A 19,605-nucleotide genomic window follows, 5' to 3' on the forward strand; every position below is an offset into this window, starting at 1 on the left:
GTTCAGCGGTGGTGACGCACGTGGCGGTGCCCGTCGAGGGGGAACGGCGGCCGGGCCGGCAGCACCTCGACGAACGGGAAGCCGCTCTTCTGCGCCACCCGGCAGGACGCCGGATTGTCCAGTTGGTGCAGCAGTTCCAGCCGGGCCAGCCCGGTCGCGGCGAACCGGGTGAACGCCCACCGGCTCACCGCGTCCACCGCCCGGGACGCCACCTGACGGCCACGCGCCGGCCCGGCCGTCCAGTAGCCGATCTCCGCGTCGGCGCGGCCCGGCGCGACGTCCTTGAGCAGGACGCAACCGACCACCAGGTCGCCGTCGGGCGCGGGTTCGCAGACGGCGAAGCTGAACCGGCGGCCCGCCGCCCAGCCCTGCCGGTTGCCGTCGACCCAGCGTCTGGCCTGCGCCGGGGTGGTCAGCGGGTTACGCGTGCGGGCCCGCAGCTGTGGATCCCGGTACGCCTCGACCAACGCGTCGACGTCGTCGTCGCGCCAGCAGCGCAGGACCAGGGCGGGCGCGGTGACGGTGGGGGCGGCCCGCAGGGTCACAGACATCTGAGCAGTGTGGCCGTTGCCGTGCGGTGTCCGGAACCCCTGCCGGGACGTCGCGCGACGACGACGCGGCGTAGGGTGCGGGGTGGGAACGACGGACGGGGGCGCGATGGTCACGGTCGGTGCGGTGGCGGGAATCGCCCTGGTGGCGCTCGGTCTGGTGCTCACGCCGGGGCCGAACATGGTCTATTTGGTCTCCCGGTCGGTCAGCCAGGGCCGTCGGGCCGGGCTGGTCTCCCTGCTCGGGGTGGCCGCCGGCTTCGGCGTCTACCTGGCCGCCGCGGTCGCCGGCATCGCCACGGTCTTCGTGCTGGTGCCACCGCTGTACACGGCGGTGAAGCTGGCCGGGGCGGCGTACCTGCTGCGGTTGGCCTGGCGGACGCTGCGCCCGGGTGGGCGCTCGGCGTTCACGCCGCAGGCGCTGCCGGTGGACCGGCCGCGTCGGCTGTTCGCCATGGGGCTGCTCACCAACCTGCTCAACCCCAAGATCGCCATCTTGTACGTGTCGTTGCTGCCGCAGTTCGTCGACCCCGCCCGAGGCGACGTGGCGGTGCAGAGCCTGCTGCTCGGCGGCACCCAGATCACCGTCGCGTTGGCGGTGAACACGCTGATCGTGCTGACCGCCGGGTCGGTGTCGACGTTCCTGGTGCGCCGGCCGGGCTGGGCGCGGGTCCAGCGGTGGGTGACCGGCAGCATGCTCGCGGCGATGGCGGTACGGATTGCGGCGGACCGGTCCCGGGCCGCGGTGGCGGCCGGCTGACCCCGCTCAGACCGCCGCCGGCCGGGGCGTCGCCGTCGGTAGTTGCCGGTTCACCGGGCCGTCGACGGCGGCCACGGCCAGCCCGATCGCATAGAACATCACCGACAGGTTCATGTCGGTGAAGCCGTAGAACGGGGCCAGGGCGAGGGCGACCACCGGCACCACGCTCAGCCACCGGCCGGCGGCGGACACGGCGACGGCGGTGCTGCGGACCAGCACCACGAGCAGGGCCAGCAGCATCAGCAGGGCGGGCACGCCGTGGCTGTACATGGTCAGCCAGACCTGACCCTGGGTGCCGAGGGGTTCCGCGCCGGTGGTGGTGTCGGCGGTGCGGGGGGCGCCGTAGCCGAGCAGCGGCGAGTGCAGGACCGCGTCCAGGGTCTGGCGGTAGAGGTCGGCGCGGTCCCGGGTCGAGTCGGTGTTCTCCACCCGATTCATGATCATGTCGCCGACCGGGACGACCAGGGTGACCACCCAGGCCACGGCCACCGCGGCGGTGATCGTGCCGATGAGCCGGACGTCGCCGCGCAGCAGGGCGCGCAGCCCCAGGTAGGCCAGGCCCACCCCGAGGCCGATGAACATGCCCCGGTTGAGGGTGAGGAACGCCGGCACCATGGCCAGCGGCAGGGACACCAGCAGCACCCGGCGCAGCGGCCCGGTGCGCACCGCCGACAGGTACGCCAGCACGCACGGCACCAGCAACGCGAATCCCGTACCCCAGTTGTTGGTGTACGGGTACGGGGCGGCCGTGCGGTAGTACGGGTTGCGGCCGGTAGGGTTGAACTCGGTGGAGTGCACGTGGGTGACCGCCCGGATCATCCGCTGCCCGGCCAGCCCGTCGGGCAGCAGCACCTCCACCGGGGTGGTCAACGCCAGCCGGGGAGCCAGCACGCCGAGCCAGCCGAGCGCCACCATCCCCAGCCAGAAGAACAGCACCGGTTGGAACAGCCGGTCCCAGCGGGCCCCCTGCCGGGCGGCGGTGTAGACGTACAGGTAGACCACGAGGGCGGTGACGACGAAGCCCAGCCGCAGGCCGTAGACGAGCAGGCTGCTGGCCTTCTCCAGCCGGGTGGCGCTGACCATGATGAGGCCGACGAGGACGAACCACAGCGCCGAGCCGGGTGGCCAGGACACCCGGCCGTGGGTGAGCAGGACCACCGCCAGCAGCATCCCGAACAGCGCCCAGCCGAGGTAGAGCCCGCCGAGCAGCCACCACAGCGGCATCGCCGCGAACATCAGGTACAGCGGCCAGAGTGGCAGTGCGCGCGGCGGCACCGCGTTCCTCGTCCTCACCGGGGCAAGGTTAGGCGGGTGGGGTCCGGTCGGTCATCGGCGGAGTGGCTGGGACCGACGCCATCGGGGCCGGTTGCTCGCGGATCACCGCCAGGCCGCCGGCCGGCAGGACCACCGTGCCGTCGGCGACGATGCCGGTGAGCAGGTCGACCCCGATGGCCGGCACCCGCTGCGGCCGGTCGGTGTGGTTGAGCAGGAACAGCCAGCTCGCCTGCGGGTGGGCGCGGCGTACCGCCTCCACGCCGGGCGGGGCGTCCGGGCATACCGGGACGACCCCGGCGGCCTGGGCCACCTGGGTGACCAGCTGCCGGTAGGTGCGGTCGTCGGGTCGGGTCGACAGGTACCAGGCGGTGCCGTCGCCGACCCGGTGCCGGGTCACCGCCGGTCGGCCGTCGAGCACCCCGCCGACGTACGTGCCGACGGGTTCGGCGCCGTCCAGGTGCACGGTCTCCGACCAGATCCGGCCGGTGCCGCCGCCGGAGAGCAGCACCTGTTCGTCGGCGGCGAGCGGATGGAACTCCTCGACGCGCAGGCCGAGCAGCTCGCGGTACGCGCCGGGGTAGCCGCTGAGGTGTACCCGGCCGTGCGGGTCGGCGACGCCGCTGAGGTAGCCGACCAGCAGGTGCCCGCCCGCCTCGACGTGGTCGCGGACCCAACCGGCGGTGGCGTCGTCGGCGAGATAGACGGCGGGCAGGACGAGCAGCCGGTACCGGTCGAGCGGGTCGCCGGGGACGATCACGTCGCAGCCGTAGCCGGCCCGCCACAGCGCCCGGTGCGCGGCGGCCAGTTCGGCGTGCCCGTCGAGCAGGGTCGAGGGCATGCCGGGGTGGCGCAGCGCCCAGCTGCTGGCGGCGTCGAAGGCCAGCGCGACCGACGCGGTCACCTCGCCGGTGGTGACCTCGGCGAGCCGGTCGAGGTGTTCGCCGAGGCGGACCGTCTCGTGGAAGACCCGACTGTCGGGGCCGGTGTGCGGCACCAGCGCGGAGTGGAAGCGTTCCGCGCCGCCGGCCGGGGCCCGCCACTGGAAGAACATCGCCCCCCGGGAGCCCCGGGCGACGTGGGACAGGCTGTGCCGGGCCATCCGGCCGGGTTCCTTGGTGTGCGAGCGTCCGGTGGTGTGGATCTGGCTGGCGGCGCTCTCCATCAGCAGCCAGCTGGCGGGCCCGTCGACGGGGGTCGCGCCGGGTCGGGTGGTGGCCCGGCGGCGGCCGTGTCGCGCCCAGCCGCGGGCGAGGTCGGCGGCGAGGGCGGTCTGTTCCTCGGCGCCGCCGTCGACCGCCGTCGGGTAGTGGTCGACGGCGACCAGGTCCACCTCGGCGGCCCAGCGGGCGTGGTCGACCGGCACCCAGTCGCCCAGGACGTAGTTGGTGGTGACCGGCAGCGCCGGGTTGGCCGCCTTCAGCAGGTCACGTTGTTCGACGTACGCGGCGAGCAGGGTGTCGGACCAGAACCGCCGGAAGTCCAGCAGCTGGCCGGGGTTGCCGAGGTACTGGGTGGCCCGGGGGGTGCTCACGTACGCCCAGTCGGTGTAGTGCTGGCTCCAGAAGCTGGTGGCCCAGGCGGCGTTGAGGGTGGCCAGGTCGCCGTGGCGTTCGACGAGCCAGCGCCGGAACGCGGTCTCGGCGTGCGGGCAGTGGCAGGTGGTGCCGTACTCGTTGTGCACGCGCCACAGGGCCACGGCCGGGTGGTGGGCGTAGCGGGCGGCGAGGGTGGCGGCGATGCCCCGGGCGGCGGCCCGGTAGGCGGGGGCGGCGGCGCAGTAGGTGTCGCGGCTGCCGTGGTGCAGCCGGACGCCGTCGGCGGTGACCGGCAGCGCGTCGGGGTGGGCCAGGGAGAACCAGGGCGGTGGGGAGGCGGTGGGGGTGGCCAGGGCGACCCGGATGCCGCCGTCGTGCAGCAGGTCCAGCACCTCGTCGAGCCAACCGAGGTCGTAGCGGCCGGGGGCGGGTTCGAGCCGGGACCAGGCGAACACGCCGACGGTGACCAGGTTGACCCGGGCCCGGCGCATCAGGGCGATGTCCTCGCGCCAGGTGGCGGCGGGCCACTGCTCGGGGTTGTAGTCACCGCCGTGGCAGAGCCGCCCGTCGTCCCACATACCCACCATCCCGTCGACTTTGTTTGATAGGCGTCCAAACTATGGAGGTGATTTACCCATGTCAATCGGGTTGATCGCAGGTCAATCGAAGTCCCTCGTTGACAGTTCGTTGGGAAGGCAAAGAAACTGTCGGTACCGCCGGAAAAGCCCCGAGGAGACGCCGATGCCGTACCGACCGCCGCTGGTCCCGTACGAGACGTTCGTGGCCGACCCGCCCGACCTGCCCGTACGGGAACCGGGCGAGGACGGGGTCGCCACCGTCGGCCGGGCCGAGGTCGTCGCCACCGACGGGCACGGGGTCACCGTCAAGGCCACCCTCTCCGACGGCGGCAGCCTGGTGGTCCGCCTCGACGCCGCCGGCCACGGCGTGATCCGGGTCCGCCTCACCGAGGACCCGCAGGCCCGCAGCCGCTCAGCCCGCGCGGTGCCCCTGGTCCACCCCCGGCCCCACCCCGCCGCGATCACCGTGGACGACACCCACGTGCTCATCGACGCCGGCGCGGTCGTCGCCGAGATCCGCCTCGACCCGTGGCACCTGCGGTTCCTCACCCCCGACGGGCGGGTGCTGCTCGACCAGGACCCGGGCACCCGGGACATCAGCGGCCGACGCCGCACCCTGCCGTTCGGCCGCAGCAGCGTCGACGGCACGCCCGTCGCCTGGCACGAGAGCTTCGTGGCGTTCGGCGACGAACGGTTCGTCGGCTTCGGGGAGAAGTTCACCCCGCTGGACAAACGCGGCCAACGGGCCCTGATGTGGAACTACGACGCCTTCGGCGGAGAGTCCGACCGGTCCCACAAGAACGTGCCGTTCTACCTGTCCGACCGGGGCTACGGGGTGCTCGTCGACAGCGGCATGCCCGTCGAGTTCGACATGTGCCAGTCCACCCACAGCGCCGTGCAGATCCTCGTCCCCGACGACCTGCTCGACTACTACGTGCTCGCCGGCCCCACCCCCGTCGAGGTGCTGGACCGGTTCGACGAACTGACCAGCCGGCCGTACCTGCCGCCGAAGTGGGCCTTCGGGGCGTGGATCTCCTCCGGGTTCTACCCCGACAGCCAGCAGCGGGTGCTGGAGCGGGCCCGCCGCATCCGGGACCGCGACATCCCCTGCGACGTGCTGCACCTGGACTGCTACTGGCAGGTCGCCGGCCGCTGGTCGGAACTGCGCTGGGACGACGAGGCGTTCCCCGACCCGGCCGGGATGCTGGCCACCCTCACCGGGCAGGGCTTCCGGGTGTGCCTGTGGATGAACCCGTACCTGATGACCGACAGCCCGCTGTACGCCGACGCGGCCCGCGCCGGCTACTTCCTGCGCCGCGCGGACGGCGGCACGTACGTGGCGGACGTGTGGCACGGCAGCTACCCGGCCAGCGCCATCGTCGACTTCACCAACCCCGACGCCGTCGACTGGTTCCGGGGGCTGCTGCGGCCCCTGCTGGAACAGGGGGTGGCCGTGTTCAAGACCGACTTCGCCGAGGGCGTGCCGGCCGACGCGGTGGCGCACAACGGCATGACCGGCGTCGAACTGCACAACGTCTACACCCTGCTGTTCAACGACGTCGTCGCCGACCTCACCGGGGAGGTCGCCGGGCACCGTACGGTGTGGGCCCGCTCGTCGTACCTGGGCGGGCAACGGCACAGCGCGCAGTGGAGCGGCGACGTCAACGCCACCTGGCCCGGCCTGGCCAGCACCCTGCGCGGCGGGCTGTCGCACGGGCTGTCCGGGGTGCCGTTCTGGAGCCACGACACCGGCGGTTTCCACGGCACCCCCGAGGCGGACCTGTACGTGCGGTGGACCCAGTTCGGGGCGCTGTCGCCGCTGGTCCGGCTGCACGGCACCACCAGCCGGCTGCCCTGGGACTTCCCCGCCGACACCGAACGGGACGCGGTCGCCGCGCTGCGGCTGCGGTACCGGCTGATGCCGTACCTGTGGTCGGCTGCCGTGGAGGCGGCACGCACCGGCGCGCCGATGATGCGGGCGCTGCTCGTCGACACGCCCGACGACCCGACCGCGTGGACCACCGACCTGCAGTACCGGCTCGGCACCGACCTGCTCGTCGCCCCGGTCATCGACCCGTCCGGGCGGCGGGCCGTCTACCTGCCCACCGGCGACGACTGGATGGACGCCGGCACCGGCGAACGGCACGGCGGCGGGCGGCACCTGCGGGTGGCCGTGCCGCTGCACCGGCTGCCGCTGTTCGTGCGGCACGGCGCGCTGGTGCCGCTCGTCCCGGCCGCCGGCACCGTCGGCGACGGCCCGTTCGACGACGTCACCCTGGTCAGCTGGGGCGGCTCGGACGCCAGCACGGTGCTGCACGACGTCGACGGCGACACCGTGGTGCGGGCGCTGCGTGACGGTGACACCCTGCGGGTACGCACCGACGGGCCGCTGCGGGTGCGCCGGGTGAGCGTGGTGGGCGACGACGCCCCCCGCCGGCTGCTGCTCAACGGCGAACCGGTCGCCCCGACGCCGTTCGTGCCGTGGTTCCCGCCGGACTGACCCCACCGGGCCGGGTGGCTGTCCGGGCTCCGGACGTGCCGCTAGAGTTAGTTGAGTTTCCAGCCGAACAGACGTTCCGACGGTGCACCGGCCCGCCGACGGCGTCGCCCACCGGCCGACCCGGCGTGCCCGTGCGGGGTCGACGGTGGGCGATGATGCACCGGCACGGCACCACCCACCGTCGGGCGCAGGGAGCGGACAGACCGTGATCAGCATCCACAACGAACCGCAGGCGACCGACCTGGGCGACGTCCGGGTGGCCAACCGGGCCGTGGTCCTGCGGCACGTCCGCCTGCACGCGCCCTGCTCCCGGGCCGACATAGCCGCCGCCACCGGGCTCAACAAGGCCACCGTGTCCAGCCTGGTGGGCGAACTGCTCGACAGACGACTGGTCCGCGAGACCGGGCTGACCGGCAACCGGGTCGGCCGCCCCGCCACCATGCTCGTCCTCGACGGCGCGCAGTACGCGGCGCTGGGCCTGCAGATCGGCGCGGACGATCTGGTGGTGGTCGCCGTGGACCTGGGCGGCAACCGGCTGCTCACCTGGCGACGGGCGTTCCCCACCTCGACCGCCTCCCCCGCCGACACCGTCCGGGCGCTGGCCACCCTCGCCCGACGCGCGATCGGCCGGGTCACCGGGCAGGGCCGCACCGTGCTCGGCCTCGCCGTCGGGGTGCCCGGCCTGGTCGACACCACCGGCGGGGTGCCCCTGGCCAGCGGCCTCGGCTGGCGTGACGTGCCGCTCGCCGCCGACCTGCGGGCCGCGCTGCGCGAAACCGGGTTCACCGTCACGGTGGACACCGACGCCAACCTCGCCGTGCTGGCCGAGCAGCGGCACGGCGCGTACGCCGGCGCCACCGACCTGGTCCACGTCACCGGCGGGGTCTCCGTCGGCGCGGGGGTCCTCGCCGGTGGCCGGCTGCTGCGCGGTGGCCGGGGCCACGCCGGTGAACTCGGCCACCTCAGCCTCGACCCGGCCGGGCCCCCGTGCCCCTGCGGCCGACGCGGCTGCCTGGCCGCGTGGACCGCGCTGCCGGCCGTGGTGGCCCGCCTGCTGCCCGACACCACCCGGGACGGCCCGGTCACCGACTACCTGCCCGAACTCGACCGGATCGTGGCGTCGGCCCGGCAGGAGGAACCGGCGGTGCTGGCCGGGCTCGCCGAGATCGGCAGGCGCCTCGGGCACGGGGCGTCGATCCTGGCGAACCTGCTCAACCCCGAGGCGATCGTGGTCGGCGGGCACTTCGCCACCCTGGCGCCGTGGCTGCTGCCGGCCGCCCGCGCGGAACTGGTCACCCGGACCCTCGCCCCGCAGGCCGGGGGCTGCCGTCTCGACGCCTCCACGCTGGACTCGGCCGCCACCGCGCTCGGCGGTGCCACCGCCGCGTTGGCCGCCATCGAGGCCGGTCGACTCCCCGTCGACTGATCCGGGTGCCGGTCACCCCTTGACCGGCCGACGCGCAGGTGCCAACCTCGAACCGCCGCCCCGTCGTTCGGGCACCCGGGGCGGCGTGTTTTCCGCAGTCGTCGAAGCGCTTCGCCGCTCCGGGCCGACGACCGCCACCACCCTCACCGCGCGATGCCGCACGTCACCACGGCCGTCGAAACGCTTCGACCGCCGGCCGGACGCCTCACCGCGATCCACCGGAAGGTAACCGCAGATGAACGACCCCACCGGACCGTCCCCCGAAGCGCACGCCGACGACCTGCTGACCCGGCTCACCCTGCCGGAGAAGATCGGCCTGCTGCACCAGTGGCAGGCCCCCGTGCCCCGGCTCGGCCTGCCCGGCTTCCGCACCGGCACCGAGGCGCTGCACGGGGTCGCCTGGCTCGGCCCGGCCACCGTCTTCCCGCAGGCCATCGGCCTGGCCAGCAGCTGGAACCCCGACCTGATCCGGGCCGTCGGCGACGCCGTCGGCACCGAGGTACGCATCAAACACCAGGCCGACCCCGCAGGCGTCGGGCTCAACGTGTGGGCACCGGTGGTCAACCCGCTGCGCGACCCCCGCTGGGGCCGCAACGAGGAAGGCTGGTCGGAGGACCCGTGGCTCACCGGCCGGCTCGCCACCGCCTACGCCCACGGGCTGCGCGGCGACCACCCCCACCGGCTGCGCACCGCCCCGACGGTCAAACACTTCCTCGGCTACAACAACGAGACCGACCGGGCCACCACCTCCAGCGACCTGCCACCCCGGGTCCTGCACGAATACGAACTCCCCGCGTTCCGCGCCCCCCTCGCCGCCGGTGCGGCGGTCGCCGTGATGGCCTCCTACAACCTGGTCGACGGGGTGCCCGCCCACCTGAGCCCACTGCTGAACGGCGAGCTGCGCCGGTGGACCAGCGACGAGGTGATGGTCGTCGGCGACGCCGGGGCCGTCACCAACCTCGCCGGCGTACAGCGCCACCTACCCGACCACGTCACCGGCTTCGCCGCCGCCCTGCGCGCCGGCATCGACAACTTCACCGAGGACGACACCGACAGCGCACCCACCGTCCAACGCCTGACCGAAGCCCTGCGCCGGGGACTCGTCGACGAATCCGACGTGGACCGGGCCGTCCGGCGCATCCTCACCATCCGTATCCGCCTCGGCGACCTGGACCCACCCGGGCAGGACCCGTTCGCCGGGGTCTCCCCCGACCTGCTCGACAGCCCCGCCCACCGGGACCTGGCCCGCGAGGCCGCCCGCCAGTCGATCGTGCTGCTCGACAACGACGGGCTGCTGCCACTGCCCACCCGCACCCCACCGCGGGTCGCGGTCCTCGGCCCGCTCGCCGACACCGTCCACGAGGACTGGTACAGCGGCACCCTGCCGTACGCGGTCACCGTCCGGGAGGCACTGGCCCGGGAACTACCCACCGTCACCCACCACTGTGGCGCCGACCGGATCGCGTTGCGTGTCGGCGACCGGTACGTCCGCTGCCCCCGCTCCTCCGAGGGCGGGCCGCTGACCGCCGACGACGGCCGCGACGGCACCTGGTTCGACGTGTTCGACTGGGGGCAGGACGTGGTGGCGCTGCGCGCCGTCGCCAACGGCCGGCACGTCGGCGCCGCCGACGACGGGGCACTGGCCAACGACCGCCCCGGACCGGGCGGCTGGATCGTGCGGGAAACCTTCCGCTTCCGGCACCGCCCCGACGGCACCGCCCTGCTGCACCACCTCGCCACCGGCGCGTACGTGCGGGTCGACGAGGGCGGACGGCTACGCGCCGACGCCACCGACCCGGACACCGCCACCGCGTTCACCGTCGAACTCGTCGCCGACGGCGCGGCCGAGGCCGCCGCGCTGGCCGACGCCGCCGACGTGGCCGTCGTCGTCCTCGGCAACCACCCGATGGTCAACGGCCGGGAGACCGAGGACCGGGTCGACCTGGCCCTGCCCGCCGGGCAGGAACGGCTGCTGCGCGCCGTGCACGCGGCGAACCCGCAGACCGTGCTGGTGCTCACCAGCAGCTACCCGTACGCGGTGGGCTGGGCGCACGAGCACCTGCCGGCGGTGCTGTGGTCGGCGCACGGCGGTCAGGAGCACGGCACCGCCCTGACGCAGGTGCTGCTCGGTGCCGCCGACCCCGGCGGCCGGCTCACCCAGACGTGGTACCCCGATGCCGCCGACCTGCCCGACCTGCTCGACTACGACGTGATCGGCGCCGACAGCACCTACCTCTACTACCGGGGAGAGCCGCTGTACCCGTTCGGGCACGGCCTCAGCTACGCCCGGTTCGACTACGCTGACCTGCGGGTCGACACGCCGACGGTCAACGCCGGCGACGAGGTCGAGGTGAGCGTCGAGGTCACCAACACCGGCGACCGGGAGGGCGAGGAGATCGTGCAGCTCTACACCCGGCAGCGACGCTCCCGGGTCAAGCAGCCGCTGCGGCAGCTGCGTGACTTCACCCGGGTCACCCTCACCCCCGGCCAGCGGCGCACGGTCACCCTGCGGCTGCGCGTCGACGACCTGACCTGGTGGGACGAGCAACGCGGCGGCCCGGTGCTGGAGGACGCCACCCACACCCTGCTGGTGGGCCGCTCCGCCCGCGACATCCGCGCCGTCGGCGCGGTGACCGTGCACACCCGCGCCGCCGCGCCGCGGCCCCGCCCGGCGGTCGCCGCCGGCGGTACCCGGTGACCGGCGCACCCGGGCGCAGCCGCAAATCGCCCGACCAGGTCACCATCGTCGACGTCGCCCGGCACGCCGGGGTGGCGGTCAGCACCGTGTCGTACGTGCTCAGCGGCAAACGGGCCATCTCCGAGGTGACCCGCACCCGGGTGCTGGCCAGCATCCGGGAACTGGGCTACCACCCCAACGCCGGGGCGCGGGCGCTGGCCAGCCGCCGCGCCAACACCATCGCCCTGGTCCTGCCGCTGCGCGCCGGCATGCAGGTGCCGGTGGTGATGCAGTTCGCCATCGCGGTGGTCACCACGGCCCGCCGCTTCGACCACGACGTCCTGCTCGTCACCTCCGACGAGGGGCCGTCGGGGCTGCGCCGCATCGCCGGCAGCGCCATGGTCGACGGGATGCTGGTGATGGACGTCGAGTTGGACGACTCGCGGGTGCCGCTGCTGCGGGACCTGACCCGACCCAGCGTCCTGATCGGCGTCCCCGCCGACCCGACCGGCCTGACCTGTGTGGACCTGGACTTCCACCGCGCCGGTCAGGTGTGCGTGGAACACCTGGCCCGGCTCGGGCACCACCGGGTGGCGCTGCTCGGCGCACCCGCCGCCGTCTACGACCGGGGCACCGGCTTCGCCCACCGCACCCGCGCCGGGGTGGCCGCCGCCGCCGACCGGCACGGCGTCACCGTCGTCACCCAACCCTTCGAGGAGGGGCCCGCCGCGATCCGTCAGGAACTGGCCGACCTGCTCGACCGGCACCCCGACCTGTCGGCGCTGGTGGTGCAGAACGAGGCGGCCGTCGGGCCGGTGCTGGCCTGCCTGCCCACCCTCGGCCGGCGGGTGCCGCAGGACATGTCGGTGGTGGCGATCTGCCCCGACCAGTTCGCCGAACAGGCCGCACCCCGGATCACCTCGGTGCCGGTGCCCGCCGAGGAGATCGGCCGGCAGGCGGTGGCGTTGCTGATGCGCAAACTGCACGACGAGGCGGTGCCCGAGGTGACGCTGCTGCCGCCCCGACTGACCATCCGGGACAGCACCGCCGCACCGACGGCCCGGACCCCCCGGTGACCGGCGGGCCACCCCCGTCGGCACACCAGGTCTGGGACGACGCACCGGCCGTCGACTGGACCGACGCCTTCCTCACCGGAAACGGCGAGTACGGGCTGATGGTCCCCGGCGACCCGCACGCCGAACGGCTGGTGGTCAACCACCACCGGTTCGTGCTGCCCAACGGCACCCACGACGCGCGGGCCCCACACCTGGCCGCACTGCTGCCCCGGATCCGGGAACTGGTCCTCACCGGCCGCCGCGCCGAGGCCGGTGAACTGCTCACCGGCGGCCGGGACCTGGCCTGGACCCAGTCGTACCATCCGGGGTTCGCGCTGACCGTCGACGCCCCCGCGACGCCGGTGCGGGACTACCGGCGGCACACCGACTTCACCACCGGCGAGGTGGTGGTGCGGTGGTCCGGGCGGCGGCGACGCAGTTTCGTCTCCCGCGCCGACCGGCTGGTCGTCACCCACCTCGACCAGGGCGACTGTGTCGTCGGGGCGACAGGTGACCTGCCCGGCCGCCCCGACACGGTGCACTACGACACCACCGCCCACCGCCACGACGGGCTGGTGTTCCTGCGGGTGCGGGGCCGCTACCCCGACGTCGGCGGCGCGTACGGCTTCGAGGCGGTGACCCTGGTCCGGGGCGACGCCGAACCCGCCGGTGACCGGGTGCTGGTACGCGGGCCGGCGCTGCTGACCACCGCTGTGGAACGCACCGCCACCGCGGCGTGGCCCACCGCCGCGCAGCAGCGGCGACTCGCCGACGGCCCGGCCGACTACCCGACGCTGCTGGCCCGGCACGTCACCCGGCACACCGGCCCCTACCGGCGGGTCGACCTGGACCTGGCGGTGTCGGCGGCGGACCGGGACCTGCCCGTGGGCGCGCTGCTCGCCCGGCAGGCCACCGCCGGTGACCGGTTGGACCCGGCGCTGCTGGAACGGCTCTTCCACGCCGGCCGGTACCTGCTGTTCAGCGCCAGCGGGGTGCTGCCGCCCCGACTGACCGGCATCTGGACGGGTTCCTGGGACGCGGCCTGGGCGGGGGACTTCACCACCGACGCGAACCTCAACCTGCAACTGGCCGGCGCGAACGTCGGCGCGTTGCCGGAGGTGACCGCCGCGCACGCCCGGCTGGTCCGCGCCCAGGTCGGGCACTGGCGGGACAACGCCCACGCCGTCTACGGGGCACGGGGCCTACTGGCGCCCAGCCGCACCGACGGTGAACACGGGCACCTGTTCCACGTCCACCCGCACTGGCCGTTCACCGCGTGGCTGGCCGGTGCGCACTGGCTGCTGCACCCGCTGTACGAACACCACCAGGTGACCGGGGAACCGCTGGGGGAGGTGGCCGGGTGGCTGGCCGAGGTGGCGGACTTCTTCACCGACGTGCTCACCGACGTCGACGGGCAGCCGGCGCTGGTGCCGTCGTACTCGCCGGAGACCGGTCCCCTCGACGACGCCGGCCGGCCGGTGCCGGTCGCCGTGAACGCCACCATGGACGTCGCCGCCGCCCGGCACGCGATGACCGTCGCCGCCGAGGTGACCGGGTCGCAGCGGTGGGCGGCGGTCCGGGACCGGCTGCCCGGCTACCGCATCGACGCGCGGGGCGCGCTGGCCGAGTGGGCGTGGCCCGGCTACCGCCCCGACGACGACCACCGGCACGTCAGCCACCTCTACCCGGTGTGGCCGACCGGGGAGATCGACCCCGACGACACCCCGGAGCTGGCGGCGGCGGCGCACCGGGCGTTGACCGTCCGCGGCGACGAGGACGGCTCCGCCCACGGCACCCTGCACCGGGCCCTGGTGGCCGCCCGCCTCGGCGACGGGCCGCTGGTCGGGACGTACCTGAGGCGGATCGTCGCGGCGGACATGTTCTTCCGGTCGTTGATGAGCGCCCACAACCCGGGCCGGGTGACCTACAACGCCGACGCGGCGCACACCCTGCCGGCGGTGCTGATCGAGGCGCTGGTGCAGTCCCGGCCGGGCCTGCTGCGGCTGCTGCCGGCGCTGCCGCCGGGCCTGCCCCGGGGGACGCTGCGCGGGGTGACCTGCCGGGGCCGGCTCACCGTCGACGAGCTGAGCTGGGACGACGGTCAGGTCACCGCCCGGCTGGTCGCCGCGACCGGCCAACGGATCCGGGTCCGCAGCCCCTACGGCGACACCGGCTGTGACCTGCCGGCGGGCACCCCGGTGCGGGTGACCCACCGCCGGTGACCCGCCGGGTCACAGCGCGTCGGGCCGGCACAGGGCGGGATGCCGCTGGCCGGGACGCGCCCACCAGGGGGCGGCGTCGGGGGCGGCGGCGGTGTCCAGCCGCAGCCGCGCCCACTCGTCCAGCTCCGGCAACGCGTCGGGGGCGAACCAGCCGACCTCGGTGGACTCGTCACCGTCGGCGCGGGGCCGCCCACCGACCGGCCGGCACCGGAACCACACGTTGAGGTACTCGCAGACGTCACCGTTGGGGTACACCACCGGGTGGGTGGCGACCCCGGCGATCCGCTCGACGACGACCCGCACCCCGGTCTCCTCCCACACCTCCCGCACGACCGCGTCGGCGGGCTGCTCACCCGGGTCGACCACACCCGCCGGCAGCGACCAGCGGCCGTTGTCGGCGCGGCGGGCCAGCAGCACCCGCCCGGCGTCGTCGTGGACCACCCCGGTCACCCCGGGTAGCAACAGCAGGTCGTGCCCCACGTGGGCGCGCAACTTCGAGATGTACGGGGAGACGGCCACCGGCCCACGGTAACGGTCCCGGCCGGCCGGGACCTACCGGTGGTGGGGGCGCGCCCGGGCAGCCTCTAGACTTCCCCGTCGATGGACCCGCAGCCCACCACCCCCGACGACCTGCGTCCCTGCGCGCACTGTGGACGTGACGTGCCGCAACGCGCCGGCGCGGGACGTCCCTTCCGGTACTGCCGGGACAACGACGGCGCCTGCCAGCGGGCGTCGCGCAACTCGCGGATGCGCCACCGCAACGCCCCCGGCCTGCCCGGTCAGGTGGCCCGCACCTGGGAGGTCGTCGACCGGCTCGACCAGGTGGTGCAGACCCTCACCGAGGCGTTGCACGCCGAGTTGTCCCCGGCCGGGGTGCAGCGGCAGCTCGCCCAGGCCCGCGCCGACGCCGCCGCCGAGATCGCCGCCGCGCACACCGCCCGCGACGAGGCCCGCGAGGCCGCCGAGACGGCCGCCGCCGAGGCCGCCCGCGCCCGGCAGGAGACCCGGTCCGCGCTCGCCGCCGCCGATGCGGCCCGCGACCGCGCGGAGCAGGCCGACGCCCGCGCCGCCGCCGCCCAGGAACAGACCGAACAGGCAGTCGCCGCCGCCGACACGGCCCGCCGGGACACCGCCGCCGCCCAGGCGCTGCGGGTGCAGGCCGAACGGGACCGCGACGCCGCCCGCCACGAGCTGCGGGCGCTGCGCGCCGACCGGGACGCCGCCCGGCAACTCGCCGCGGACCTGACCGTCGACCGGGACGCCGCCCGCGCCGACGCCGCCCGGCACGCCACCGACGCGCAGCGGGCCGCCGCCGACGCCACCGCCGCCCGCCAGGAGACCCGGCAGGCGCAGGCCGCCGAGGCGGCGGCCCGCGCCGACGCCACCGCCGCCGCCGACCAGGCCCGGCAGGCCGAGGCCGCGGCGCAGGCGGCCCGCCGTGACGCCGACGGCGCGCGCACCGACGCCGACGCCGCCCGGGAGGAGGCCGCCGCGCGGACCGCCCACGCCGCCGAGGAACTGGCCGCCGCGCTGGCCCGGGTGGACGCCCTGACCGCCGAGCTGACCGAGGCCCACGCCGAGTTGCAGCGGGCGCACCGGGCATCGGCCGCCGACCGGGCCCGACTGGCCGACCTGGACCGGGCGTTGGCCGACGCCGACGCCGCCCAACGCCGCGCCGGTCAACTCGCCAACCAGGTCAGTGACCTGGCCACCGCGTTGGCGCGGCTCAGCGGTCAGTCGGGCTGAGCCACGTCGGCCGGGGCGGCCGCCACCTCGACCCGGGTGTCGTGGAACGTCGGCCCACCACCGAGGTCGGTGTCCCGGACCCCGGTGACCGCGTTGACGGTGCTGCCGCCGGGGCTCAACCGCGCCCAGTACGCCTTGTAGGTGAACGCCAACCCGGGGCGGGTGGCGTCGTCCACGGCGACGGTGGCCAGGAACTCCCCCCGGTCGTTGTGCACCCGCGCCGGGTCGCCGTCGGCCAGACCCCGGGCGGCGGCGTCGACGGGGTGCAGGTGGATACGCGGCGGGCCGGTACGACCGAGATGCCACGGCAGCGACGCGAACGTCGAGTTGAGGAAGAACCGGCCCGCCGGGGAGATCAACGCCAGGGGGAACCGGCGGGCCAGCACCGCGTCACCCACCTCCGCCGGCGGGGTGTACCCGACGAGCGGGTCGACGCCCTGCGCGGTCAGCCGCGGATCGTGGAACCGGGCCCGCCCGTCGAGGCTGGGGAACCCGCCCGCCGCGTACGGGGCCGACCCCACCGCCACACCCGTGGCCCGCACGTACGTACGGCGGCTCAACTCGTCGTAGTCGATGCCGGTGTCGTCGAGCAGCTGCCGCACCAGGTCCTCGTCGCTGTCGCGCAGCCGCGGATGGTCCAACCCGAGGGCCGCGGCGATCCGCCGGAAGATCTCCGTGTTGGGCAGCGCCTGACCCGGCGGGTCGAGCACCGGCCGGTTCAGGGTGGCGTAGTGGTGGCCGTAGGAGGTGTGCAGGTCGAGGTGTTCCGGCTGCATGGTGGCCGGCAGCACCACGTCGGCGAAGTCACAGGTGTCGGTCCAGCGTTGCTCCAGCACCACGGTGAACAGGTCGGCGCGGGTCAGGCCACGCCGCAACCGGTTCTGGTCGGGCACGGTCGCCACCGGGTTGGTGTCGAAGACCACCAGCGCGGTGACCGGCGGATCGGCCTCGTCGGTGAGCGCCGCGGCGAGCCGACTCATGTTGATCGACCGGGCCGGCGGCGCGGACATCCCGGCGGGCCGGGCGACCCGGTCGGCGTCGATGCGGTGGTGCCCGCTGGTGGTGGCCAACGCCCCACCACCGGGATACCGGAAATCCCCGGTGAGCAGGGGAATCGCCGCGATGGCGCGGACCGCCTGCCCGGCACCGGCGTGCCGTTGCAGACCCAACCCGACCCGGATGGCGGTGGGACGGGTGGTGGCGATCCGCTCGCCGAGGTCCCGCACCACGTCGACGTCGAGACCACACTCGGCGGCAGCCCGCTGCACCGGCCACTGGTCGAGGCGGGCCTCCATCCGCTCCCAGCCGACGGTGTGCGCGGCCACCCACGACCGGTCGACCGCGCCGACGTCCCGCACGTGCCGCATCAACCCCAGCGCCAACGCGGCGTCGGTGCCGGGCAGTGGCGCCACGTGCTCGTCGCTGCGGGCGGCGGTGTCGGTGCGCAGCGGGTCGATGGTGACCACGTGGGCGCCCCGCTGCTGGGCCTGCCGCACGAACGGCCAGTGGTGCAGATTGGTGGCGAGCAGGTTCGCCCCCCACAGGATGACCAGTTTCGCCTCGACCACCGACTCCGGTTCGAAACCGACCGACCCGCCGTACACCGACCCGAGCGCGGCCCGGGACGCGGCCGTGCAGATGGTGGTCCGCAGCCGCGACGCCCCCAGGTGCGCGAACAGCCGCGGACCCATCGACCAGCCCTGCACCAGCCCCATCGTGCCGGCGAAGTAGTACGGCAGGACCGACTCCGGGCCGTGCACGTCGATGCTGGCGCGTAACCCGTCGGCGACCCGCCGGACCGCCTCCTCCCAACTCGCCGGCCGGTACGACACCGGCCCGACACCCTTCGGGCCGACCCGCACCAGGGGGGTGGTCAGCCGGTCGGGGCCGGTGACCGCGTCGAGGTAACGGTTCACCTTGCCGCACAACGCGCCCCGGGTGAACGGATGCTCCGGATCGCCACGCAACCCCACCGGACGCCCGTCGGTGACGGTGAGCTGCCAGACGCAGGTGTCGGGGCAGTCCAGGGGACACGCGCCGGGATGCACGGTGGTGGCCATGCCGCGGATGCTATCGCCACCGGCGGCCCCGCACGGCCCGTCCCGGCTGCCCCGGCGGCCCACGGCGGCTACCATCGCGGTGCACACACCGATGTCGACCCGGCCGGGGCGAACCCGCCGGGTCGGTGTGGTGGCCGGCTACCCTTGCGGGGGTCGTCCCATCCGCCGGGCGGGAATGCCCCGGCGGTGACCGGCCGTTACACCGGAAGACCAGCACCACGAGCGAGGGGAAGTCGAACATGGGCGAGCGCATGCTGCGCGGTAGCCGGCTGGGCGCGGTCAGCTACGAATCCGACCGCAACACGGAGCTCGCGCCGCGCCAGACCCGCGAGTACCTCTGCGCCAAGGGCCACCAGTTCGAGGTGCCGTTCGCCGTCGACGCCGAGGTCCCCACCACCTGGGAATGCAAGTTCGACGGCAGCGTCGCCCGGCTCGTCGACGGCACCGAACCGGAACAGAAGAAGGCCAAGCCGCCGCGTACCCACTGGGACATGCTGCTGGAGCGGCGGTCCATCGCCGAGCTGGAGGACATCCTCGCCGAACGGCTCCAGGAGGTCCGCACCCGCCGCGGCCGCGCCTGACCCACATCACCACGACGCCCCCGGAACACGTCCGGGGGCGTCGTGGTGTGTCAGGTGTTCAGGGCCGGCGGGGCTCCACGATCTCCCCCTCGATGGCCCGCCCCCCGTCGACCACCTGCGGAGCCACCACATCCTCCGGCGGCGGCGCGGCCGGCTCCCCCCGCCGCACCCGCACCGTACGCGGACCGAACAGGTCACCGGCGACCATCGACGACACCCGCCGCTCGGTGGCCCGTTGCACCCCGGCCCGCGCCAACCGGCGCACCGGCGGCACCAGCAGCAACACCCCCACCAGCCCACTGAGCAGGCCAGGGATCGCCAGCAGCAACGCACCGGCCAAACCGACCAGCCCGTCGGTCACCTGCCGGCCCGGCGGCTGCCGGGACTCCACCGACGTGCGGAACCCCCGCCAGGCGCGCATCCCCTCCCGGCGCAGCAACACCAACCCCAGCAGGGACGCGGCGAACACCAGCAGCACCGCCGCACCGAACCCGACGGTCCGGCCCACCCCGATGAACACGGCCAACTCCGCCACCACCGCCAGCAGCAGGGCCGGTGGCACGAACCTCAGGTATCGGCGCATCTCACCTCATCCGCGTCGCGCGGCACCCGCTCACCGCCACCGGCCGGACAATGCCCGCG

General features: G+C 74.7%; 14 protein-coding genes. 8 read left to right on the plus strand and 6 right to left on the minus strand.

All coding sequences use genetic code 11. The features are described 5' to 3' along the window. Nucleotides 1–2: 2 nt before the first annotated feature. Nucleotides 3–551 (minus strand): GNAT family N-acetyltransferase, encoded by a 549-nt coding sequence (locus ACWCHM_RS12030; RefSeq protein ID WP_454222465.1) that lies wholly within the window; start codon nt 549–551, stop codon nt 3–5. Nucleotides 552–657: 106 nt separating this feature from the next. Between ACWCHM_RS12030 and ACWCHM_RS12035 the strand changes: the two genes are divergently transcribed. Then, nucleotides 658–1,308: a LysE family translocator gene (locus ACWCHM_RS12035; RefSeq protein WP_454223066.1), complete on the plus strand. Its 651-nt coding sequence runs from the start codon at nt 658–660 to the stop codon at nt 1,306–1,308. 6 nt (nt 1,309–1,314) lie between these two features. On the opposite strand, the gene ACWCHM_RS12040 is transcribed toward ACWCHM_RS12035, so the two are convergent. Further along, entirely contained in the window at nt 1,315–2,601 is a 1,287-nt protein-coding gene (locus tag ACWCHM_RS12040) for an O-antigen ligase family protein (RefSeq protein ID WP_281897587.1), read from the minus strand. A gap of 10 nt (nt 2,602–2,611) precedes the next feature. After that, complete coding sequence (locus ACWCHM_RS12045; RefSeq protein ID WP_454222466.1) at nt 2,612–4,705, minus strand: beta-galactosidase; 2,094 nt, start codon at nt 4,703–4,705, stop codon at nt 2,612–2,614. A gap of 154 nt (nt 4,706–4,859) precedes the next feature. Here ACWCHM_RS12045 and ACWCHM_RS12050 point away from each other — a divergent pair, with 154 nt between their 5' ends. The 5 genes from ACWCHM_RS12050 to ACWCHM_RS12070 all read left to right on the plus strand — a co-directional run bounded on the left by ACWCHM_RS12050 (nt 4,860) and on the right by ACWCHM_RS12070 (nt 14,576). After that, complete coding sequence (locus ACWCHM_RS12050; RefSeq protein WP_454222467.1) at nt 4,860–7,196, plus strand: TIM-barrel domain-containing protein; 2,337 nt, start codon at nt 4,860–4,862, stop codon at nt 7,194–7,196. 205 nt (nt 7,197–7,401) lie between these two features. Further along, the gene (locus ACWCHM_RS12055; protein ID WP_204959815.1) at nt 7,402–8,622 is read left to right on the plus strand and encodes an ROK family transcriptional regulator; all 1,221 of its coding nucleotides are present in this window, start codon (nt 7,402–7,404) and stop codon (nt 8,620–8,622) included. 235 nt (nt 8,623–8,857) lie between these two features. Further along, on the plus strand, nt 8,858–11,320 hold the full coding sequence (locus tag ACWCHM_RS12060) for a glycoside hydrolase family 3 C-terminal domain-containing protein (RefSeq protein WP_454222468.1): 2,463 nt from the start codon (nt 8,858–8,860) through the stop codon (nt 11,318–11,320). After that, entirely contained in the window at nt 11,317–12,375 is a 1,059-nt protein-coding gene (locus tag ACWCHM_RS12065) for a LacI family DNA-binding transcriptional regulator (RefSeq protein WP_204959817.1), read from the plus strand. Before ACWCHM_RS12060 ends, ACWCHM_RS12065 begins: the two co-directional genes overlap by 4 nt. Next, nucleotides 12,372–14,576, plus strand: a complete 2,205-nt coding sequence (locus ACWCHM_RS12070; RefSeq protein ID WP_454222470.1) for a glycosyl hydrolase family 95 catalytic domain-containing protein — start codon at nt 12,372–12,374, stop codon at nt 14,574–14,576. Before ACWCHM_RS12065 ends, ACWCHM_RS12070 begins: the two co-directional genes overlap by 4 nt. A 9-nt stretch (nt 14,577–14,585) precedes the next feature. Here the strand turns inward: ACWCHM_RS12070 and ACWCHM_RS12075 are convergent, their stop codons facing one another. Then, complete coding sequence (locus ACWCHM_RS12075; RefSeq protein WP_454222471.1) at nt 14,586–15,095, minus strand: NUDIX hydrolase; 510 nt, start codon at nt 15,093–15,095, stop codon at nt 14,586–14,588. Nucleotides 15,096–15,176: 81 nt separating this feature from the next. Here ACWCHM_RS12075 and ACWCHM_RS12080 point away from each other — a divergent pair, with 81 nt between their 5' ends. Then, complete coding sequence (locus ACWCHM_RS12080; protein ID WP_454222472.1) at nt 15,177–16,322, plus strand: hypothetical protein; 1,146 nt, start codon at nt 15,177–15,179, stop codon at nt 16,320–16,322. On the opposite strand, the gene ACWCHM_RS12085 is transcribed toward ACWCHM_RS12080, so the two are convergent. Further along, entirely contained in the window at nt 16,310–18,382 is a 2,073-nt protein-coding gene (locus tag ACWCHM_RS12085; RefSeq protein ID WP_454222473.1) for a molybdopterin-containing oxidoreductase family protein, read from the minus strand. The two genes, ACWCHM_RS12080 and ACWCHM_RS12085, sit on opposite strands and share 13 nt — an antisense overlap. A 239-nt stretch (nt 18,383–18,621) precedes the next feature. Between ACWCHM_RS12085 and ACWCHM_RS12090 the strand changes: the two genes are divergently transcribed. Further along, nucleotides 18,622–18,963, plus strand: coding sequence for an RNA polymerase-binding protein RbpA (locus ACWCHM_RS12090; RefSeq protein WP_007070998.1), 342 nt, complete (start codon nt 18,622–18,624; stop codon nt 18,961–18,963). A 58-nt stretch (nt 18,964–19,021) separates the two neighbouring features. On the opposite strand, the gene ACWCHM_RS12095 is transcribed toward ACWCHM_RS12090, so the two are convergent. Beyond that, the gene (locus tag ACWCHM_RS12095) at nt 19,022–19,546 is read right to left on the minus strand and encodes an FxsA family protein (RefSeq protein WP_204959822.1); all 525 of its coding nucleotides are present in this window, start codon (nt 19,544–19,546) and stop codon (nt 19,022–19,024) included. Nucleotides 19,547–19,605 lie beyond the last annotated feature (59 nt).

This window comes from Micromonospora sp. SCSIO 07396 (assembly GCF_053667945.1).